The following is a 20,404-nucleotide window of genomic DNA, read 5'->3' as shown; positions in this document are numbered from 1 at the left end:
TTCTTTAATCGCTTTATCTAATTCTTCTAAAAAGTCTTTTATTATATTCCTTCCAAGTTCATCAGTCGATTCTTTAACTACCTCAACAAGTTTTGTAAAATCCCATTCTTTTGACAGCATTTCTTCTACATTTTTTATTAATTTAGTAGTGAAATTTATTAAATGTTGTTGTATAATATTATTCAAAAGAGACACCCCCTTATTGGTTTGTGTTTTTTCCACTTTTTATTTTACCACAGGGGTTGTCTCTTTTAAATTTTTTGTCCTTTTTCGTCCTACAATAATTTTACACTATGATAAGAGATTTATGTCAAAGTCAATAAATGAATATGCAAAATTTCAAGTAGACATATTAAGAGATATTTTAGGTGAAAAGGCAGTTATCACAACTAATATAGCAGGTGGATATTTTGATAAAAACTTTGACCATAAACAAATGGCAAAGGAAATGGATGTTGCATCCTATGACAACTATCCTGTTTGGGGAGGACTAAAGGAACCAATTACTCCTGCTAACATAGCAATGGATTTAGATTTTATAAGAGGTTTAAAAAGAAAAAACTTTTGGATTGTTGAAGAGCTTATGGGAGCACAGGGCCATACAATTATAGGATATCTTCCAAGACCAAATCAAGCAAAAATGTGGGCATATCAAGCAGTAGCCCACGGTGCACAATCTATACTTTTCTTTAGATATAGAACAGCAACTTTTGGAACAGAGGAATTCTGTTTAGGCATCATTGATCAGGACAACAGAGAGGGAAGAAAATACAGGGAGGTTAAGGAGTTCTTTAAAGACATAAAGGGTTATAAGGAGCTTCTTCAAACCCCAATAAAATCAGAAATAGCCTTTTTATATGATTATGAGAATATATGGGCTTGGAAGATTCAACCTCAAAGTACAGCCTTCAATTTTAAAGAGGAAATGTTAAAGCTATATACAGCCTTCTATAGACATAATACACATATAGATGTAATAGATTCAAAGGATGACTTTAGCAATTACAAGGTTGTTGTACTGCCTGCTATGATGATAGTTGATGATGAATTAAAATCTAAACTTCAAGATTTTGTTAAAAAGGGAGGAACAGTTGTCTTTACCTACAGGACATCCATAAAGGACAGAAACAACAATCTTTATCTTGGAAAAGCAATGCCCTGCAATTTAACTGATCTTATAGGCATCGAGGTGGAGGAGATAGAGTCACTTCAGGAGGGGCAATTTGCCTATGCAGATGGTAAATTTGGAAGGACAAAATGCAGTGTTATGAGGGAAATGATAGATTCAAAGGGGGCAGAGGTTCTTTATACATATCAGGATAAGTTCTACAGAGAAAAGGGATGTATAACATTAAATAAGTTTGGAGAAGGGGAAGTTTATTATATAGGAACATCTGCTGATGAAGAAATATTAACAAAAATAGCAGAGGAAATAATAACTAAAAAAGATATAGAACATTATAGTACACCCTATGGAGTTGAGGTATATACAAGGTATTTAAACGGTAAAAAGTATATGTTTGTTATGAACCATACAGACGAAGATAAGGAGGTTTTAGGTATAAAACTTATGCCTTATGATAGTAAGATTATAGAGGTGAAATAGATGGGGGTAAGAAAATATAACGAATATATTGGTTTATATACTAAATCAATGCAGTATGTATTTAAATTAGAGGATGATTTAATAAGACACGTTTATTTTGGTGAAGAAATACCTTTAGAGGATTTTGAGTTAGAAAAGGTAAAAGAGGTGTCCTCTAATGATTCGATATACGATGTTTCTATGGAGGAGTTTTCTTATCACGGTAAGTTAAGGTTTAAAGAAACTTGTCTTAAGGTTGAGTTTGAAGATGGAACAAGAGACCTTGTTTTAAGGTTAAAGGATGTTAAAGTAGAAGGTGATTATGTTGAAGTTATACTTGAAGATGAACATTATAAAATAGAAGTAGTACTTAAATATATAGTTTATGAAGAAGAAGATTTACTTGCAAGATGTGTTGAAGTGAAAAATGTAGGTGAAGATTTAATAAAAATAGAGAAGGCCTTTTCCTTTGAACTTGATCTTGATGGATTAGGATATTATATAAACAACGTTGGAGGACATTGGGGTAAAGAAGGGTTAAGGTTTAGACAGCAGGTAGGCTACAGTAAGGTTATATTAGAGAGTAGAAAGGGCAATACAGGACACAATAACAACCCATACTTTGTTATTGAAAGGGATGCAGAGGAGGACAAGGGAGAAGTTTACTTTGGTGCTTTAGAATATAGTGGTAATTTTAAAATAGTTGCAGAAGGAACGCCCTATGGTTATACAAGGGTATTAGCAGGGGTTAACGATTTTGATACTTCAATTACATTAGAAAAGGGACAGAGTTTAGCTTTACCAACAGTTTATTTTGGTTATACTAAAAAGGGTCTTGGAGATATGTCAAGAAGGATGCACAGGTTTGTTATAAACAAATTAATGCCCATAAACTTTAACCAAAGAATACGACCGGTTTTGTATAATTCTTGGGAGGCAACTTTATTTGATGTTAAATGCAGCGAGCAAATAGAGCTTGCAAAGAGAGCAAAGGAGATAGGGTGCGAACTATTTGTTGTAGATGACGGTTGGTTTGGGGAGAGAAATAGTGATAGGGCAGGTCTTGGGGATTGGTATGTAAACAAGGAGAAATTTCCACAAGGTTTAAAACCTTTAATTGATGAGGTTAAAGCCTTAGGAATGGATTTTGGGATATGGGTTGAACCTGAAATGGTAAATATAGATAGCAACCTTTATAGAAATCATCCTGATTGGGTGTACCACTTTAACAATAGAAAATGTACTACTGCAAGAAATCAACTTGTTTTAAATATGACTTTAAAGGAAGTTCAGGACTATGTATATAGCGTACTTGATGAGCTTTTAACTCAAAACGATATAAGCTTTATAAAATGGGATATGAATAGGCCATTTTCAGAGGCAGGTGCTCTAAACCTTAAGGATAAAAGAAGTGTTTGGATAAAGCATACAGAGGCAGTTTTTGAGATAGTAAAAAAGTTGAGGGAAAAGCATCCTAATGTGCATTTTGAAGCCTGTGCTTCTGGAGGAGGAAGGGTTGATTTAGGAAGTATAAGATATTTTGATCAATATTGGACAAGTGATAATACTGATGCCTTTGATAGATTGAAGATACAAGAGTCCTACAGCTTAATTTATCCAGCTATTGCTATGAGAGCTTGGGTTACAGATTGCCCTAATTTTTTAACCAACAGAATAATTCCTTTAAAATTTAGATTTCACTGTGCTATGATGGGTACATTAGGAATTGGAGGAAATATAAATAAGTGGACAGATGAAGAAAAGAAGATTGCTAAGGATATGATAGAAGAGTATAAACAAATAAGGCATATAGTTCAATTTGGAGACCTTTATAGACTATCTTCAATAGAAAAGGAAGAAATACATTCTGTTCAATATGTATTAAAGGATGAGTCGGTAGTCTTTACATTTTTACCTCGACAAAACTATTCAAAATCTAAATTTAGAATTAGGTTAAAGGGATTAGAGTTAGATAAAAGATATAAAGTAAAGATTGAAGGAAAGGAGTATTTTAAATCAGGTGCTTATATTATGAACTACGGTATAGATGTAGAGCTTAAGGGAGACTATGCCTCAAATGCAATCTATTTGAAATATGAATAATGCTACACCATTGGGATATGAAAATTTCATATCCCTTCTTAATTTTTTGAAAATTGATATTTATTTTTTGTTTTGGTTGTTATATAATGATTATAGAAAAGGTTTTCTATAAGGAGGAACGGATATGGCAGAGTTAAGATGGAATCCACTTTTAAAGACTTGGACTATGGTAGCTTCAAATAGACAGCAAAGACCTAATATGCCAAAGGATTGGTGCCCATTTTGCCCAGGTTCGGGAAGAGTACCAGACAATTATGACGTTTATAAATACGATAATGACTTTCCTGCTCTAACTCAATCACCTGGACAGCCTGATGTTGATGGAAATGACTTATATAAAGTTGCTCAAAACTATGGAAAGTGCGAAGTTATATTGTATTCACCAGAACACACCAAAACACTTCCAGAACTTGAAGTTTCACATATATATAAATTAGTCAATCTTTGGACTGAAAGGTTTGCGGAACTCTCAAAGGATGAAAAAATAAAGTATATATTTGAATTTGAAAATAGAGGAGAGGAAGTTGGAGTTACAATGCCTCATCCTCACGGACAGATATATGGATATTCCTTTGTACCACTTAAGGTTAAGGTTGAACTTGATTCTTGTAAAGAATATTTTAAAGAACACAATGAATGTATGATTTGTAGAATGAATAGAGAAGAAAAGGATTTTGAAAAGAGAGTTATATATGAAAATGAAAGTTTTATTGCATATATTCCCTTCTTTACAGATTACCCTTACGGAGTATTTATAGTAAGTAAATCCCACAAGGGGAACTTTACAGAGTTTACTGACAAAGAAAAATGGGATTTAGCAGATATATTAAAAAAGGTAACTGGTGCATTTGATACACTTTTTGAAAGATTATTTCCTTATATGATGTGTATACATCAAACGCCAGTTAACTGTGAAGAGTATAAGGACAGTGCAGACTATTATCACTTCCATATAGAGTTTTACCCACCACTTAGGGATGCAAATAAAATAAAATATTATGCTTCATCTGAAATGGGTGCGTGGGCTGCCTGCAATACCCTTGCGGTTGAACAAACATCAGAACAATTAAGGGAAGCATTAAGAAAATTTTTAGATAAGATAGGGGGATAATTATGGAGGTAAAAACACTAAAGGATATGTTTGAAAAGGAATATGGTGAAGGAGTAGTTGATGTTTATTTTTCACCAGGAAGAGTTAATCTTATAGGAGAACATATAGATTATAATGGAGGATATGTTTTTCCTGGTGCTTTAACAATAGGTATTTATGGGATGCTTAGAGATAGAAGCGACAATATTATACGATTAAGGTCTAAAAATGCAATAGGAGAGGTTGTAATAGATTTAGATAGAGAGATAGTATACGATGAAAGGGATGATTGGGGTAACTATCCAAAGGGAGTAATAAAGAAGATAATGGAATTAGGATATAAGGTTAATGGTTTTGATATATTATTCTACAGCAACCTACCAGATGGTGCAGGACTTTCTTCTTCTGCAGCAATTGAAGTTTTAACTGCCTATATATTGTTACACAAGAATAAGGCTGAAGATATAGATAGAGTAGAAATAGCAAAACTATGCCAAGAGGTTGAGAATAAATTTGTTGGTGTAAATTGTGGAATTATGGATCAGTTTGCTGTTTCTGTAGGAAGAGAAAATAATGCAATTTTACTTGACTGTTCAAATCTTTATTATGAATATGTTCCCTTTAATTTAAAGGATTCAAGCTTAGTTATAATGAATACAAACAAAAGAAGAGAACTTAGTGAATCAAAGTATAATGAAAGAAGAGCAGAGTGTGACAAGGCACTTGATATTATAAAAGCCCACAAAGAAATAGAAAACCTTTGCCAAGCAGAAATAAAGGATTTAGATTATATTGAAGATGAAACAATCAAAAAGAGAGCACGCCACGCAATAACAGAAAATATGAGAGTAAAGGAAGCTGTTAAAGTTTTAAGAGAGGGAGACATTGAAGCATTTTCTAAACTCTTAATCCAATCACATAAATCACTAAAGGAGGATTATGAGGTTACAGGATTGCATCTTGATGCTATAGTTGAAGAGGCATTAAAATTTAAAGGATGCCTTGGTGCAAGAATGACTGGTGCAGGTTTTGGAGGATGTGCAATTGCTATTGTAAAAGAAGGAATGGAGGAAGAATTTATTAATGAAGTTTCAAATAGATATAAAGATAGAACAGGTATAAAGGCAGATTTTTATATAAGTAAAATAGGTGATGGAGTTAAATTTATAGGAAGGTGCTAATGCTATGAAGATACAAAATATAGTATATAAAGGGCTTGACGGGATAAGGTTAGAAAATGATTATATTAGTTTAGTACTTCTGCCTAAACTTGGTGCTAAAATTGCATCATTGATTTATAAACCACAAAACTTTGAAGTTTTAGCACAGCCAGCATTAAATAAATATACACTTGCAGAGTATGGCGATAGTTTCGAAAAGTATGATACTTCAGGAATTGATGAAATGTATCCTACAATAGATGAATGTATGTATCCCTATGAAGGTTATGATGAAAAAATGCCTGATCACGGAGAACTTTGGAGTATTCCTTGGAGGGTTGAAATTTTTGATGATGAAATTATTTGCAGGGTACAGGGAATAAGGTTTAAATATGAATTTGAAAGAAGAATTAAGCTTGATAAAAATATTATAAGGCTAAATTATAAAGTAAAGAACATAGGAAGTAGTCCATTATATGGGATTTGGGCATTTCACGGACTTGTTGCTTGTGACGAGGAGAGTAGAATTTTAATAGATGAAGATAGTATAATGAATGTCCACAAAAGCAGTATTTATGGAGATGTGGGGAATATACATCTATTCCCTGAAACCCTTGACGTGAATGGAAGAAAAGTTAGGGTTGATAGAATTGGACCTAAAACCCTTGAAAAGACAGAAAAATTCTATGTAAATGGAGAGGTTAAGAAGGGGGAAGCGTCCTTAACTTTAAATAGAAATAGATTGCTGTATAAATTATTATTTCCAAAAGATAAAATACCATACCTTGGGGTTTGGATAAATGAAGGTGGATTTAAAGGAGAATACAATTGTGCACTTGAACCCTCAAATGCCTTTTACGATTCTGTTGAAATAGCTAAAAAGTATGGTAAAATAAAACCATTAGAGGTAGAAGAAGAACAGAATTGGTATATAGATATTGTTCTTGAAGAATTGCTTTAGGAGGGGTTTTATGAATATTTTAGTAACTGGGGGTGCGGGTTATATAGGCTCCCACACCGTGAAAATGCTAAATAAGATGGGTAAGAATGTCGTTGTATATGACAATTTAGTTAAAGGACATAAGGATGCTGTTAAGTGTCCAAACTTTGTTGAGGGTGACATTTTTGACAGCGAAAAGTTAGAATGGACGATAAAGAAATACAACATTGATTCAGTTGTTCATTTTGCAGCCTACAGCCTTGTTGGAGAATCGATGGAAAAACCTCAAATGTATTACTATAACAATGTACAAGGTACTTTAAATCTACTTGATGTTATGCTTAAAAACAATGTAAAAAAGCTTGTATTTTCATCAACAGCGGCAGTTTATGGAGAACCTGAAAGGGTTCCTATAACAGAGGATATATCTAAAAATCCAACAAACGTTTATGGAAGAACAAAGCTTATTATGGAAAATGCTATGGAGGACTATTCAAGATCCTATGGATTAAAATATGTAGCACTAAGATATTTTAATGCCTGTGGTGCTGATGATGAGGGAGATATAGGAGAAGACCACAGCCCAGAAACACACTTAATTCCTCTTGTTCTCCAAACTTGTCTTGGAAAGAGGGAGAGTATAAAAATATTTGGAGATGACTATAACACAAAGGATGGAACTTGTATAAGGGATTATATACACGTTAATGATTTGGCAGAGGCTCATATTCTTGCGTTAGAAGCACTTTATGATGGAAAGAACTCAAACGTATATAACCTTGGAAATGGTAATGGATTTACAGTTAAGGAAATAATAGAGGCAGCAGAAGAGGTTACAGGAATAAATATAAAGAAGGAAATAGCACCAAGAAGAGCAGGAGACCCAGCAGTTTTAATTGCAAGTTCTGAAAAAATAAGACGTGAACTTAATTGGAATCCAAAATATACGGATATTAAAAGGATTATAGAAACAGCTTGGAGATGGCACAAAAATCATCCCAACGGATATGATGATAAAAAGTAGCTTATATAAGCTACTTTTTTCTTACCTTCACAATTATAAGTTGTATCCACATACCGATAGAAATTAAAAATAACATAATTGCATTAAGAATATAAGCTAAATCTCTAAAACCCTCTGTAGGCATTGTTTTGGCTTTAATTATTAGAAATACGCCAAAAACTACAATTAAAACTGAAAAGATAAAGGGTAACTTAATTGACTTAGAAATCTTCCAAAGTACAAAGGATGTTAGAGCCCCAATTAATATGCAGATTGGGAAAATTAAATATTGCATAAAATCCCTCCTTTTATTTATTATATCAAGAAAATTTGCAACATAAAACTGAAAAAGTATTAATATTTATTAAAATGAAATAATTTTTTAGGGGATAAAGATGAGGGTATTTAGATATAGAAAATTTAGATTCAGAATAAATAAAAAATATTCAATATTTGGTTTTATTTTTAAGCTATATCTTTTTATATTTATAATCTGTTTGATTCTATTTTTAATTGTATACATAAACTACAAACCAAAGCCATATAAGTCTACAAATATAGTAAAAATAAAAAGAAGTGAAGCATATAAACGTGGAATGGAAATGATAAATTTTGTATGGAAATACGATGCATCTAAAAATGGAGTTGTAGATAACAGTGAAATTACAATGCCACGACATCTAAGGGATGGAGAATTAACAAGCGGAATACCCTATTGCTGGGGAGGTTATATATCCCTTGATATAAGTAATCAACCACAAGTTAAAGATTTTAAAGATGCATTAAAGAAGGGTTTAATTGCAGGAAACATCAATACAAATGGCGGATATAAGCCGCTAACAGCAGGTCTTGACTGTTCTGGTTTTGTTGGAGCTGTCTATAAACTGCCTATAAAGGTTTCTACACAAATGCTTGATGATTACTTTCATCCTATAAAGTTCGAAGAGTTAAAGCCTATGGATATAATTAATCACAAAAAATACCACGTTTTTATTTATCTTAAAGAGTCAGCAGATAAAAAGGGTATCATCGTTATGGAGGCAACAACAGGGAAATATGTTGCATTTGACAGGACAACTATAAATTACAGGAGTTATTCTGAAATAAAAAAGTATATAGAAGATGGAACCTACATACCAATGAGGTATAATAGGATTGTTGAAGATAAAGTTGAACTATTTAAGGACAAGTATGAATTTAACAATTTTGATTATTTAGCTACGAACATATCATTAGATGAAGACTATCAAGGATACATAGATTATGCAGGAGATGTTGACATATACTCTTTAAAATTAAATAAAGGAAACTACAATATAAGTTTTAAAAGTGATAAACCTATCTATGTTGAAGCATATAGTGGAGAAAATAATATAATATCTTTATATGTAGATAAAAATAATGAATGTAATTTTAGTGTTGAAGATGGTCAGGATGTTAAAATAAAGATATATTCAAAAAAGCTTGAGTTTAAGTTTAAATATGATTTTAGTATTAAAACTCAATAGAAATAAGATTTAAATAATTATTAAAAAAGGCTTATCAAAATGAATTAAGATAAAGATGCTCATTTTGATAAGCTTTTTTATTAGTCTAAAGGATTTATAATTTAATATAAATTCCTATTGTTGAAACTATGAGGGCTATTATTGTTGCAGGTATAGCAAGCATTAGCCACTTTTTCCATCCTACGTGAATCTTATTTTTTTCCAGTATGCTATAGGCCATTACGTTTGCAGATGCTCCTATTGGAGTCATATTTCCTCCAATATCAAGTCCTAATGTTAATGACCATACAAAATCATCTTTACATAAAGCTAAGTCGGGATTTTGATTTATTATGCTAAGTAGAATATAGGACATAGTTAGAGCCATAGGAACGTTATCAACAACAGCACTAATTATACCACATATCCAAATAAAAGATAATGAAAGAAGTATAGGGTTTCCATTTGATAGTTTTATTATCTTTTCTGCAATTACAGATATAACGCCTGTTTTTTCAAGTGAACCTATTATTATAAATAGTCCTATAAAAAATAGAAGTGTTTCACCATCTATTGAACGCAGTATATTGTCGGACTCATCCTTGAGCAATGAAAGACAAACCATTGCGGGTAGTAAAGTTGCAATAGATGCGTATATATGAAATCCAAACATCTCATTTAAAAGATGATGTGTTACAAGGAAAACTATTGCAAAAATAAAGGATAAACCACCTATCTTTACATACTTTAAATTTGATATTTTATTTTCCAAGATTAGTTGTTCTTTTTCTCCTTCGTTAAGCTTTTTAATTGACTTTAATTTATTAAAGTTAATTAAAAAGAAAAATAATGTTACTACAACTGTTGAAATGAAGGCAATAGGACCTGTATTTCTTACAAAATCAGAGAAGGTGTAGTTAAGTACACTTCCTATTATTACGTTTGGAGGGTCTCCAACTAAAGTACCACTTCCTCCAATGTTTGCAGTACATACCTCTGCAATAACAAGAGGAACAGGATTTATATCAAACATTTTACAAAGATTTATTGTTAATATTGTAAAAAAGATAAGAACTGTAATACTGTCCATAAAACCCGCAAGAAGTGCTGTTATTAATGGAAAAACAATATATATTTTCTTGATATCAAAATTAAGTTTTTCCATTATTTTGACAGCCATAAAATTAAAAAAGTTTGCCTCTTCTAGGACTTTTATAATAATAAACATTCCTAAAAGAAGACCTATTGTGTCCCAGCTAACAAAGGACATTGCATCATTTAGAGATAAAACACCCGATGCAATTATTATTAATGCACCAATTAGAGAAATTAAATATTTTGGAAGTTTTTCAAGCATCAAGAGTATATAGGTTGCTGAAAAGGTTATCAGTGCAATTGTCATCAAATCCCCCCTCAAATGTATTACTAATTAAATTATACAAAAAATTAATAAAATTTGCACTAATTATGTTTAAAAAGATAGAAAAATATTCTGTTATGTCATAAAATTAACTTAAATTGTTTCTAATTGAGTTTGTAAGTAATATTTTCAGAAAAAGAAAGTTTTATTTTAGAAAATTATGGTATATAATAGTAAAAAAGATTTTTTAATAAATAAAGTTTTAAAAATCTAAGGTGGTGGGTATATGAATAGTTTGGCACTAAAAATTGCTTGGGATGTACATAAAGAACAAAAAAGAAAAGGTTCTAATGCACCATATATAATTCATCCTGTAGAAGTTGCTGTTATAATTTTGGAAAATGGTGGGGATGATGATTTGGTTACAGCAGGTCTTCTACACGATACATTAGAGGATATAACATCTGGAAGAATGGAACTTTTAAAGCTTATAAAAACAAATTTTCCCAAGAGGGTTGTTGATATAGTTTTATCTGTAACAGAACAGGAAAAATTATTGGTTAATAGAAGCTTAACAAGAAGTGAAAAGATAAATACCTGGAAAAAAAGAAAACAAGAAGCCATAGATAAATTAAAAAATGCATCGATAGATGTAAAGATTGTATCCTGTGCAGATAAGTTAAGCAATATAAGAAGTATGGTTGAGGACTATAACACTATGAGAGATAAATTATGGGTAATGTTTAATGCAGGGTATGACGAACAGAAGTGGTACTATTTTGAGCTATTAGATGTATTTTTGGATTTAAAAGCATACCCAATGTATAAGGAACTACAGGAAAAAATTAATTATATATTTAAGTGATTTCTAAAAACTATCCACAAACTTATTAACATATGTGGATAAAATTAACATTACAGGAGGATAATTGTGAACGATAACTTAAATAATTCAATTATGGATAGGCTAACTAAGGTATGTATTTGCAAATCTATATCCAGGCAAAATATCAAAAAGGCAATTGAAAATGGAGCAAAGACAGTAGAGGATGTTAAAAGGGCTACTGGTGCAACAACTGGTTCCTGCAAAGGGAGAAGATGCTCACAAAAAATTCAAGAACTCATAGACGAATACTATAAAAATTTGGAGGATTAAAATGAGGCAAATAATAGAGTATCTTGAGGAAAATCCAATCATAGCCGCTGTAAAGGATAATGCTGACATTGAATATGTCATAAAAACAGATGTAAAGGTAATATTTATGTTATTTGGAAGTATATTAACTATACAGAATACAGTATCTTTGTTAAAGGAAAAAGGAAAAAAGGTTTATGTTCATATAGACCTTGTTGATGGTTTAGGTAGAGATGAAGAAGCAGTGAAATTTTTAAAGGGGGTAGGTGTTGATGGTATAATTACCACAAAGCCTACTTTAATAAAGTCAATAAAAAATGAGGATTTAGTAGCTATACAAAGATTATTTATGCTTGATTCCCGTTCTTTAGAGACAGGAATAAAAAGCATTGTTGAGGAGAGGCCGGATGCTGTTGAGATTATGCCAGGCCTTGCAAGTAAAGTTATTGGTATAATCCATAAAAAGATAAAGATACCTATTATTGTTGGTGGACTAATATGTGATAAAACAGATGTTATAAATGCACTTTCTAATGGAGCTATTGCAATTTCAACATCTAAAAAGGAACTTTGGAATGAGTGAAAAGAGGTGTCGTTTTCGACACCTTTTTTATATAAAAAAAAGCCCGGGGGGGATCCCGGGAAATGGGTAAATGGGTTGGGGTTTGTTTGTTGCCGCATAATTATAATAACATAAAATATTAACTTTGTGTATTAAATTTTTGTAAAAAAATGATGTAAAATGTCGAACAAAATCAACTATTGTTTAATAGTATAGATTAGGGGTGAAACTGCAGTCCCTTTGGTTGGACGTATTTTATGTTTCTCACAAAATAAAGGTTGTATAAATAGCATTTTGGGGTATAATTAAAATGAAAATATATAAGGAGAGATACAGATGAAGGATTTGATTGTTATTGGAATAGAATCAAGCTGTGATGAAACATCTTGTGCTATTGTTAAAAATGGAAGAGAAGTTCTTTCTAATATAATATCTTCACAGATTGATATTCATAAAAAATTTGGAGGAGTTGTTCCTGAGGTTGCCTCAAGAAAGCACGTTGAAGTTATAAGTAATGTGGTAAAAGAGGCAATTGAGAAGGCAAATATATCCTTTGAAGATATAGATTTAATAGCTGCAACATATGGTCCTGGTCTTGTTGGTGCTCTTCTTGTAGGATTATCCTATGCCAAGGGATTAGCATTATCCTTAAATAAACCCTTTGTTGGAGTAAATCACATAGAGGGCCATATAGCAGCAAATTACATAGCACACAAGGAATTAGAGCCACCCTACCTATGCCTTATAGTTTCAGGTGGACATACACATCTTGTTCTTGTTAAGGACTATACTGAATTTGAAGTATTAGGAAGAACAAGGGATGATGCGGCTGGAGAGGCCTACGATAAGGTTGCAAGAGCATTAGGGCTTGGTTATCCAGGGGGACCTTTAATTGATGCCTTAGCAAAAGAGGGAGATGAATATGCAGTAGATTTTCCAAAGGCATACCTTGAGGATGAAAGTTTTGATTTTTCTTTTAGTGGGCTCAAATCTGCAGTTTTAAACTACTTAAATAAAATGCAGATGACGGGAAAAGAAATTAAAAGGGAGGATGTTGCAGCAAGCTTTCAAAGGTCTGTTGTTGAGATATTGACTGAAAAGGCAATACTTGCAGCAAAAAAATATAAAATGAATACAATTTGTCTTGCAGGTGGTGTTGCAGCAAATTCTAAGCTAAGAGATACTTTAGAAAAAGAATGTAAAAAAGAAGGGATCAATTTTTACTATCCACCAATTAGTTTATGTACAGATAATGCTGCAATGATAGCAAGTGCAGGGTATTTTAATTATAAGGCAGGGCTTGTGTCGAATTTAGGGCTTAATGCATATCCTTCATTAAAAATAGGACAAAGATTGTAGAATTTGTGGATATTTTGGATATGTTAACATATTATCTGTGGATAAAGTGGATAAATCTGCAAAAGCTTCACAAAATAACCCACAAAAGCTGTGGATAATATTGTGGACAATGTGGATATAACTTAATTTTTTGAAAAAAATAAAGATAATTAATTTTAGATTATCTTTATTTTTTATTGCATTATTACAATTACATAAAAAGGAAATGAATAAGTAAAAGAAGAAATGAAGAGAAAATGATAGAAAAAAGTCAAAAAAGTACAAAAAAAACTTTTATTTTAACAAAAAATGTTATATCATATAATTAGTCTTTTAGAAAAAATCTATAATTTTTGTGTTGAATTAGGGGGAAGTCGAATGGATTTTGATAAATACTTCCAAAAAGGTGTTAGGTATACCCTAATTAGCACCGACGATGATTATGCTTATGATGTGATTGCAGAGTTCATATCTTGGGGAATTAGAAATAATAGAAAGTGTTATTATTTTGTTGATAGGGATGTATTGACAAGCCTTGATTTTTATTTAAGACAGGCAAATATGGATATGATTGAACTTATTGCAAGTAATAAATTAATAGTTCAATCTTCTCAGCTTTTCTTTGCAAACAACAACATAAATTCAGCATATCAAAATATCAAGGATATGGCCAAGGATGCAGTTATGGATGGATATGACGGCATAGCCATAATTTCTGATAGAGAAGCCTTTTGTCATAGCGATTATGATGAGGAGTTTTTATACAACTATGAAAAGGAATTAAACGATATATTTGAAAAATATCCAGTTTCAGCTATAAGTTGCTATAATATAGACAAATTTGGTGTTGATGCCCTTTTTGCAATAACACATTTAAATCCAAACTTTATATATAAGAACAATGATGAAGTATATGTTCATATAAATGATGAAGGTTTTTTTACAAAGGAAGAAACTTTAGGAATTGTACAGGAATTTTTAAAGAAGAGAGAAAAGGTAATAAGAGAAAATAAAGTATATAAATTTATAAGCAAATTATCTGGAGAATTGTCCTATAAAAAGGATGAAGGAGAGATACTTGAGACAGCATTAAATATAATATGCAGCTCCATATCAGCAAATAGAGGTTTTGTTGTGCTGTTTGAAAACAATGATTTGCCAAAGGATTTTAATTCAGATTATATTATATCTTATAATATTACAGAGGATTTAATAAACACATATAAGAGTCAGTTAGAAAGTGGTATTTACAATCCTAAAGCAACATTTTCTAAATTTAATTGTTTAGTTTATCATATAAAGCACGTAGCTGGCCCTATAAAACAAATAATGGAAAAGAATAATATATTATCCTTTATTATAATTCCTATAAAGTTTGATGATGATATATTAGGATGTATGTGGCTATCAAGCCAAGATAAGTACTTCTCCTTTGAAGATAGTTCTGAGTTTTTATATATGGTATGTCAAACAATAGGTAAAATGCTTGTGGAATTTAGAAGATATAAAAAGATACAGGATAGTTTAATTCAATCAAGAAAGATGCAGGCTTTAGGAGAGCTAACCGGTGGTATTGCTCACGAATTTAATAATATATTAACACCAATATTAGGATATATACAAATTCTAAAGAATAACATAGATGATCCTATACTTAATAGATACATAGAACTCATTGAAGAAAGTGCAAAGGATGGGGCAAAAATAGTAAAGAGAATACAGGAATTTTCAAAGCCAAAACACAAGGAAAAGGAACTTTGTGATATAAATAGAATCATAATTCAATCGGTTGAAATAACAAAGCCAAAATGGACTTATGAATCCCAAATAAGCAAAAAGAGTATTGAGGTAAAATTAGATTTAAAGGCAAAGGGGTTTGTTGAAGGTACAGCTACTGAACTTAGAGAAGTATTTGTAAATATAATCTCTAATGCCATAGATGCTATGCCAAACGGTGGATTTTTGCATATAGAGTCCTTTAATAAGAAGGGAAATATAGTGATAAAAATAAAGGACACTGGAGTTGGTATGACTGAGGAAGTTAAAGAAAAGATATTTGAGCCCTTCTTTACAACAAAAAATGAAAGAGGAAATGGACTTGGGCTTTCTATTGTTTACTCAATAATTAAGGAAATGAGTGGGCATATAGATGTATCAAGTCAAGTTAACGAAGGAACAGAATTTGAGATAAAACTACCTGCAAAGGGTGCAGGATTAAGCAAAGAATATCTTAATGAAGGTTTTGAAGAAAAGCAAATTTATAAAATATTAGTTATAGATGACCAGGAGCCTGTTGCAGAGGCAGTATCAGAGATGTTAAGAAGTCTTGGACACGATTCGACTTATGTAGTTGACGATGAGGAGGCCCTTAAACTAATAGAAAAATATGATTTTGATGCAGTAATGTGTGATCTTGCTATGCCAAATTGCACAGGTGCTGAGCTCTCGGAAAAAGTAAAGCAAAAGAAGGATATACCAGTAGTATTAATGACTGGATGGCTTGGTAATCTAAATGATTCCGATAAGAAATATATAGATGATATAATACAGAAGCCGTTTTCAATTGAAGAACTTAAAGATACAATCCAAAGGATATGTAAAAATAAAGTGGGCAATTAGCCCACTTATTCTTTAAATAGTTCAGATTCATTTAGTCTATAGCTCAATATCATTAAACTCTCACTAAGATGCACATTTTCTACTATCACATCATCTGGTGCATTTAAATCAGTTGGAGCAAAGTTCCAGATACCTTTAATTCCGTTTTTAATCATTATATCTGCAACCATTTGTGCGTGCTCCTTTGGAACACATATTATACCAATATCTATAGGATTTTCCTTAAGGTATGTATCTAAACAATCTACATCCTTAACTTCAATATCTCTTATTTTAATTCCAATAAGTTTTGGATTTTTATCAAATATAGCCTGTAGATGGAATCCTAAACTTTCAAACTTTGCATAATTTGCAACAGCTTGCCCTATGTTACCTGCACCAACAATTATTGTTTTATAATTCTTATCAAGTCCAAGTATTTTTCCTATTTGGTCATATAAATCCTTAACGTTGTAACCATATCCCTGTTGCCCAAAGTCACCAAAACAGTTTAAATCCTGTCTTATTTGAGAAGCTGTAAACCCAATTCTTTCTGAAAGCTCCTTTGAAGATATTCTATCTATATCTTTTCTTAAAAGTTCACCTAAATACCTATGATATTTTGGCAATCTTCTGATAACTGCCATCGAAATCTTAGTTTCCTTTGCCATAAAGCTTCACTTCCCATCCTTATAATTTTCCCCTATCATATATGTTATAATATGCAAGAATTAATGTCAATTACCTAAAAAGTATTGCTTTAAATAAGGGTTAATATTAAAATTAATCTGTTAGGCTATTTTAAGTTGAGGTGAAAAAATGGCAATTCTTTATGTTAACAATATAAAAAAGTCCTATGGAGTAGATGTAGTTTTAGATGGTATAAACTTAATAATAAACGAAGGCGATAAAATCGGATTTGTTGGAAGAAATGGTGCAGGTAAAACTACTCTTTTTAAAATAATAACAGGCAGCATAAAGCAGGACGAGGGTGAAATAATTCTTCAAAAGGGAAAAACTCTTGGGTATCTTTCGCAAAACTTAGACATAGATGAAAATCTTACTGCCTTTGAAGAGGTTATGAAGGTATTTTCAGATATAAAAGAGATAGAAGAAAGAATGAGGCAGATTGAAGAGGAGCTTTCAGACCCAAATTCAGACCACGAAAGGCTCCTAAAGGAATATGGAAGGCTTCAGGTGGAATTTGAAAATAGAAATGGATATAGCTGTGAAAGCTATGCAAAGGGTGTACTTATTGGACTTGGACTTCTTGAGGAAGAAATAAGCAAAAAAATTTGCTATCTATCAGGAGGACAAAAAACAAGAGTAGCTCTTGCAAAATTACTTTTAAAGAGTCCGGATGTTCTTTTATTAGATGAACCAACCAACCATCTTGATTTAGGAGGAATAGCTTTCCTTGAAAATTTCCTTAAGGAGTATAGGGGAACAGTGCTTATTATTTCTCACGATAGATATTTCCTCGATGTAATAACTAATAAGACGGTTGAAGTTTTAAATGGTAAAGTAGAAGAATATGGAGGAAACTATTCTTATTTCATAAAGGAAAGAAAAAATAGAATAGAGCAGAGGGTAAAGGAATACGAATTAAAACAGAAGGAAATAAAAAGGCTTGAAGAGATGATAGAAAGGTTTAGGTCCTTTAATCGCGAAAAAAGCATAAAACAAGCAGAGAGTAAAGAGAAAATGTTGTTAAAATTGGAGGAAAATTTAGGAGATAGACCAATAACCTATGAAGAAAATGTAAGGATAAGTTTTGATACAAGAATAAAAAGTGGTAATGACGTTCTCCAGATTGAAGAACTGTCTAAATCCTATGGAGAGAAGGTTCTTTTTAATAATATTAATTTAATGATTAGAAAAGCTGAAAAGGTTGCACTTATAGGAGAAAATGGACGTGGAAAAAGTACACTTTTAAAAATAATAAAGGGCGAAGTTCAGCCTGATAGTGGATATATAAGGCTTGGTAGGAATGTAGAGATTGGATATTATGATCAAGAACAAAGGGACTTAAATCCCGAAAAAACAATATTAGATGAAGTTTGGGATGAGTTTCCACAAAAAACAGTCAGAGAAATAAGGAATGCACTTGCAGCCTTTTTATTTAAAGGAGACGATGTGTTTAAAAAGATAAAGGATTTATCAGGCGGTGAAAAGTGTAGGTTAAATTTACTTAAGCTTATGTTGAAGAAGGCCAATTTTCTACTTCTTGATGAGCCTACAAACCATTTAGATATATTAACAAGGGAGGAACTTGAGGATACCCTTTTAGAATATGACGGAACTATTTTTGTAATATCCCACGATAGATATTTCCTAAATAAAGTTGTGCAAAAGATATGCGAGCTTGAGGAGAACAGTATTGTTGAATATCTCGGAAACTACGATTACTATATGGCTAAAAAGAATGCAAAGGAAGATGAAATAGTAGTTAATGAAGAAGGAAAAACAAAAACCCAAATAGAGAAGGAAAAGAAAAAGTTAAAGCAGGAAAGGGATAAGATTAAAAATATAAAAAATGAAATTAAAAAAGTAGAGGCAGAAATAGAGAAAAAAGAAAAAAACATAGCTGAGTTAGAAGAGGAACTTTGCAAAGAGGAAGTCTATACAAATCCTAATATGACAAGAGATATAAATCAACAAATAATTAATTTAAAGGATGAATTAGAAAAGTGTTATGAGATATGGGAAGAGCTTTTAGCAAATATTGAAGAATAAATAGAGCACCTAATTATGTGTAAATGGTAGCTTTAATTAGGAAGTTACACATAATTTAGGTGCTCTTTTATATTATAGTGAACTTAAAGTTGATAGAAAATTATGAAAATATTATAATAAATATGGGGAATATAAAAATGTTATTGATTTAACAATGGGGGGATAATATGGAGAACATATCTTTTGAAAAAAGGGACAATATTGCAGTTCTAAAGATTTCTCGTCCAAAATTCCTGAATGCATTAAATTCCAATACTCTACTTGAACTTGATAGTATTATTGAAGATGTAAAAAGGGATAAGGACATCTACGTTCTTGTTATAACAGGTGAAGGAAATAAGGCCTTTGTTGCAGGAGCTGACATAAAAGAGATGTCTAATATGTCTGTATTTGAGGCAAGGGAGTTTTCTATTTTAGGGAATAGTGTTTTTAGAAAAATTGAAAAATTAGAGATACCAACTATTGCGGCAGTCAATGGCTATGCATTAGGTGGGGGATGTGAATTAAGTTTATGTTGTGATATTAGAATTGCATCAGAAAATGCTAAGTTTGGACAGCCAGAGGTTACTTTAGGAATAACTCCAGGTTTTGGAGGAACACAAAGGCTTGCAAGAATTGTTGGGACATCAAGGGCAAAGGAATTAATATATACAGGCAGAATGATTGATGCAAAGGAGGCCGAAAAAATAGGATTGGTTAACAAGGTGGTGACACAGGAAAATTTGATGGATGAGGTTATGGATTTGGCAAATTCAATCTCAAAAAATGCACCAATTGCTGTTAGAATGTGTAAAGTTGCAATAAATAGAGGAATAGAAGTTGATATTGAAACAGGTATTCAATATGAAACAGAATTGTTTTCACACTGTTTTTTAACTGAGGACCAAAGGGATGCAATGGCAGCCTTTTTAGATAAGAGAAAAGTAGACAAGTTTAAGAACAGATAGGGGGTAACAGGTATGGATTTTTCATTAACAAGAGAACAGCAGCTATCAAAACAAATGTTTGAAAAGTTTGTAGAAAATGAAGTAAGACCAATAGCAGCAGAGATTGATGAAACCGAGAGGTTTCCAATTGAAACAGTAAAGAAGATGGCAAAGCTTGGTATGATGGGAATTCCCTTTGAAAGGGAAGTTGGAGGTGCAGGAGGCGATTTTATAACCTACATAATGGCGGTGGAGGAGCTTGCAAAGGCTTGTGCCACAACATCGGTTATTCTATCTGCCCACACATCCCTATGCTGCTGGCCAATATACACCTATGGTACAGAGGAGCAGAAGGCAAAATATCTTCCAAAGCTCTTAAAG

18 protein-coding genes and 1 pseudogene are annotated in these 20,404 nt (G+C 31.8%); 15 read left to right on the top strand and 4 right to left on the bottom strand.

Annotation, left to right across the window (positions count from 1 at the left end; translation table 11 throughout):
• A pseudogene (locus BUB63_RS10270) lies at nt 1–186 on the bottom strand (UPF0236 family protein); the annotation flags it as partial.
• Between BUB63_RS10270 and BUB63_RS10265 the strand changes: the two are divergent.
• From BUB63_RS10265 to galE, 6 genes are all read left to right on the top strand, one after another.
• Nucleotides 149–1,606 (top strand): beta-galactosidase trimerization domain-containing protein, encoded by a 1,458-nt coding sequence (locus BUB63_RS10265; RefSeq protein WP_278298881.1) that lies wholly within the window; start codon nt 149–151, stop codon nt 1,604–1,606. The pseudogene BUB63_RS10270 and the gene BUB63_RS10265 sit on opposite strands and share 38 nt — an antisense overlap.
• Nucleotides 1,607–3,688 (top strand): alpha-galactosidase, encoded by a 2,082-nt coding sequence (locus tag BUB63_RS10260; RefSeq protein WP_073249575.1) that lies wholly within the window; start codon nt 1,607–1,609, stop codon nt 3,686–3,688. It begins immediately after the preceding gene.
• Nucleotides 3,689–3,812: 124 nt separating this feature from the next.
• Nucleotides 3,813–4,799 carry a galactose-1-phosphate uridylyltransferase gene (gene galT / locus BUB63_RS10255; RefSeq protein ID WP_073249573.1) on the top strand — a complete coding sequence of 329 codons (987 nt, stop codon included), beginning with the start codon at nt 3,813–3,815 and terminating at the stop codon, nt 4,797–4,799.
• Between the two features lie 2 nt (nt 4,800–4,801).
• Complete coding sequence (locus BUB63_RS10250; protein WP_073249571.1) at nt 4,802–5,959, top strand: galactokinase; 1,158 nt, start codon at nt 4,802–4,804, stop codon at nt 5,957–5,959.
• A 4-nt stretch (nt 5,960–5,963) separates the two neighbouring features.
• Nucleotides 5,964–6,899 (top strand): aldose epimerase family protein, encoded by a 936-nt coding sequence (locus tag BUB63_RS10245; protein WP_073249569.1) that lies wholly within the window; start codon nt 5,964–5,966, stop codon nt 6,897–6,899.
• 10 nt (nt 6,900–6,909) lie between these two features.
• The gene (galE, locus tag BUB63_RS10240) at nt 6,910–7,902 is read left to right on the top strand and encodes a UDP-glucose 4-epimerase GalE (RefSeq protein WP_027308782.1); all 993 of its coding nucleotides are present in this window, start codon (nt 6,910–6,912) and stop codon (nt 7,900–7,902) included.
• A 10-nt stretch (nt 7,903–7,912) separates the two neighbouring features.
• Here the strand turns inward: galE and BUB63_RS10235 are convergent, their stop codons facing one another.
• A complete protein-coding gene (locus BUB63_RS10235) occupies nt 7,913–8,176 on the bottom strand; it encodes a hypothetical protein (protein ID WP_027308781.1) in 264 nt (87 codons plus the stop codon).
• 100 nt (nt 8,177–8,276) lie between these two features.
• Here BUB63_RS10235 and BUB63_RS10230 point away from each other — a divergent pair, with 100 nt between their 5' ends.
• Nucleotides 8,277–9,389 (top strand): NlpC/P60 family protein, encoded by a 1,113-nt coding sequence (locus BUB63_RS10230; protein WP_027308780.1) that lies wholly within the window; start codon nt 8,277–8,279, stop codon nt 9,387–9,389.
• Between the two features lie 94 nt (nt 9,390–9,483).
• Here BUB63_RS10230 and BUB63_RS10225 read toward each other — a convergent pair whose 3' ends face one another.
• Nucleotides 9,484–10,770, bottom strand: a complete 1,287-nt coding sequence (locus tag BUB63_RS10225; RefSeq protein ID WP_027308779.1) for an ArsB/NhaD family transporter — start codon at nt 10,768–10,770, stop codon at nt 9,484–9,486.
• A gap of 244 nt (nt 10,771–11,014) precedes the next feature.
• Between BUB63_RS10225 and BUB63_RS10220 the strand changes: the two genes are divergently transcribed.
• The 5 genes from BUB63_RS10220 to BUB63_RS10200 all read left to right on the top strand — a co-directional run bounded on the left by BUB63_RS10220 (nt 11,015) and on the right by BUB63_RS10200 (nt 16,382).
• On the top strand, nt 11,015–11,593 hold the full coding sequence (locus tag BUB63_RS10220) for an HD domain-containing protein (protein ID WP_051350660.1): 579 nt from the start codon (nt 11,015–11,017) through the stop codon (nt 11,591–11,593).
• Between the two features lie 93 nt (nt 11,594–11,686).
• On the top strand, nt 11,687–11,884 hold the full coding sequence (locus BUB63_RS10215; protein ID WP_423230485.1) for a (2Fe-2S)-binding protein: 198 nt from the start codon (nt 11,687–11,689) through the stop codon (nt 11,882–11,884).
• 1 nt (nt 11,885) lies between these two features.
• The gene (locus BUB63_RS10210) at nt 11,886–12,446 is read left to right on the top strand and encodes a glycerol-3-phosphate responsive antiterminator (RefSeq protein WP_027308777.1); all 561 of its coding nucleotides are present in this window, start codon (nt 11,886–11,888) and stop codon (nt 12,444–12,446) included.
• A 315-nt stretch (nt 12,447–12,761) separates the two neighbouring features.
• Nucleotides 12,762–13,784 carry a tRNA (adenosine(37)-N6)-threonylcarbamoyltransferase complex transferase subunit TsaD gene (gene tsaD, locus BUB63_RS10205; protein WP_073249565.1) on the top strand — a complete coding sequence of 341 codons (1,023 nt, stop codon included), beginning with the start codon at nt 12,762–12,764 and terminating at the stop codon, nt 13,782–13,784.
• Between the two features lie 357 nt (nt 13,785–14,141).
• Nucleotides 14,142–16,382, top strand: coding sequence for an ATP-binding protein (locus tag BUB63_RS10200; RefSeq protein WP_073249563.1), 2,241 nt, complete (start codon nt 14,142–14,144; stop codon nt 16,380–16,382).
• Nucleotides 16,383–16,387: 5 nt separating this feature from the next.
• On the opposite strand, the gene BUB63_RS10195 is transcribed toward BUB63_RS10200, so the two are convergent.
• The gene (locus tag BUB63_RS10195) at nt 16,388–17,032 is read right to left on the bottom strand and encodes a redox-sensing transcriptional repressor Rex (protein WP_073249561.1); all 645 of its coding nucleotides are present in this window, start codon (nt 17,030–17,032) and stop codon (nt 16,388–16,390) included.
• Nucleotides 17,033–17,180: 148 nt separating this feature from the next.
• Between BUB63_RS10195 and BUB63_RS10190 the strand changes: the two genes are divergently transcribed.
• The 3 genes from BUB63_RS10190 to BUB63_RS10180 all read left to right on the top strand — a co-directional run.
• A complete protein-coding gene (locus tag BUB63_RS10190; protein WP_073249559.1) occupies nt 17,181–19,097 on the top strand; it encodes an ABC-F family ATP-binding cassette domain-containing protein in 1,917 nt (638 codons plus the stop codon).
• Nucleotides 19,098–19,264: 167 nt separating this feature from the next.
• Entirely contained in the window at nt 19,265–20,044 is a 780-nt protein-coding gene (locus BUB63_RS10185) for a short-chain-enoyl-CoA hydratase (RefSeq protein WP_073249557.1), read from the top strand.
• A 12-nt stretch (nt 20,045–20,056) separates the two neighbouring features.
• Nucleotides 20,057–20,404, top strand: a 348-nt coding sequence (locus tag BUB63_RS10180; protein WP_143290273.1) for an acyl-CoA dehydrogenase family protein, incomplete at its 3' end; no start/stop codon positions are given.

The sequence above is a fragment of the Caloramator proteoclasticus DSM 10124 genome (assembly GCF_900129265.1).
Lineage (GTDB): Bacteria > Bacillota > Clostridia > Clostridiales > Caloramatoraceae > Thermobrachium > Thermobrachium proteoclasticum.
Note: the sequence above shows the minus strand (reverse complement) of the source record. Positions and strands in the feature narration are given on the sequence as shown.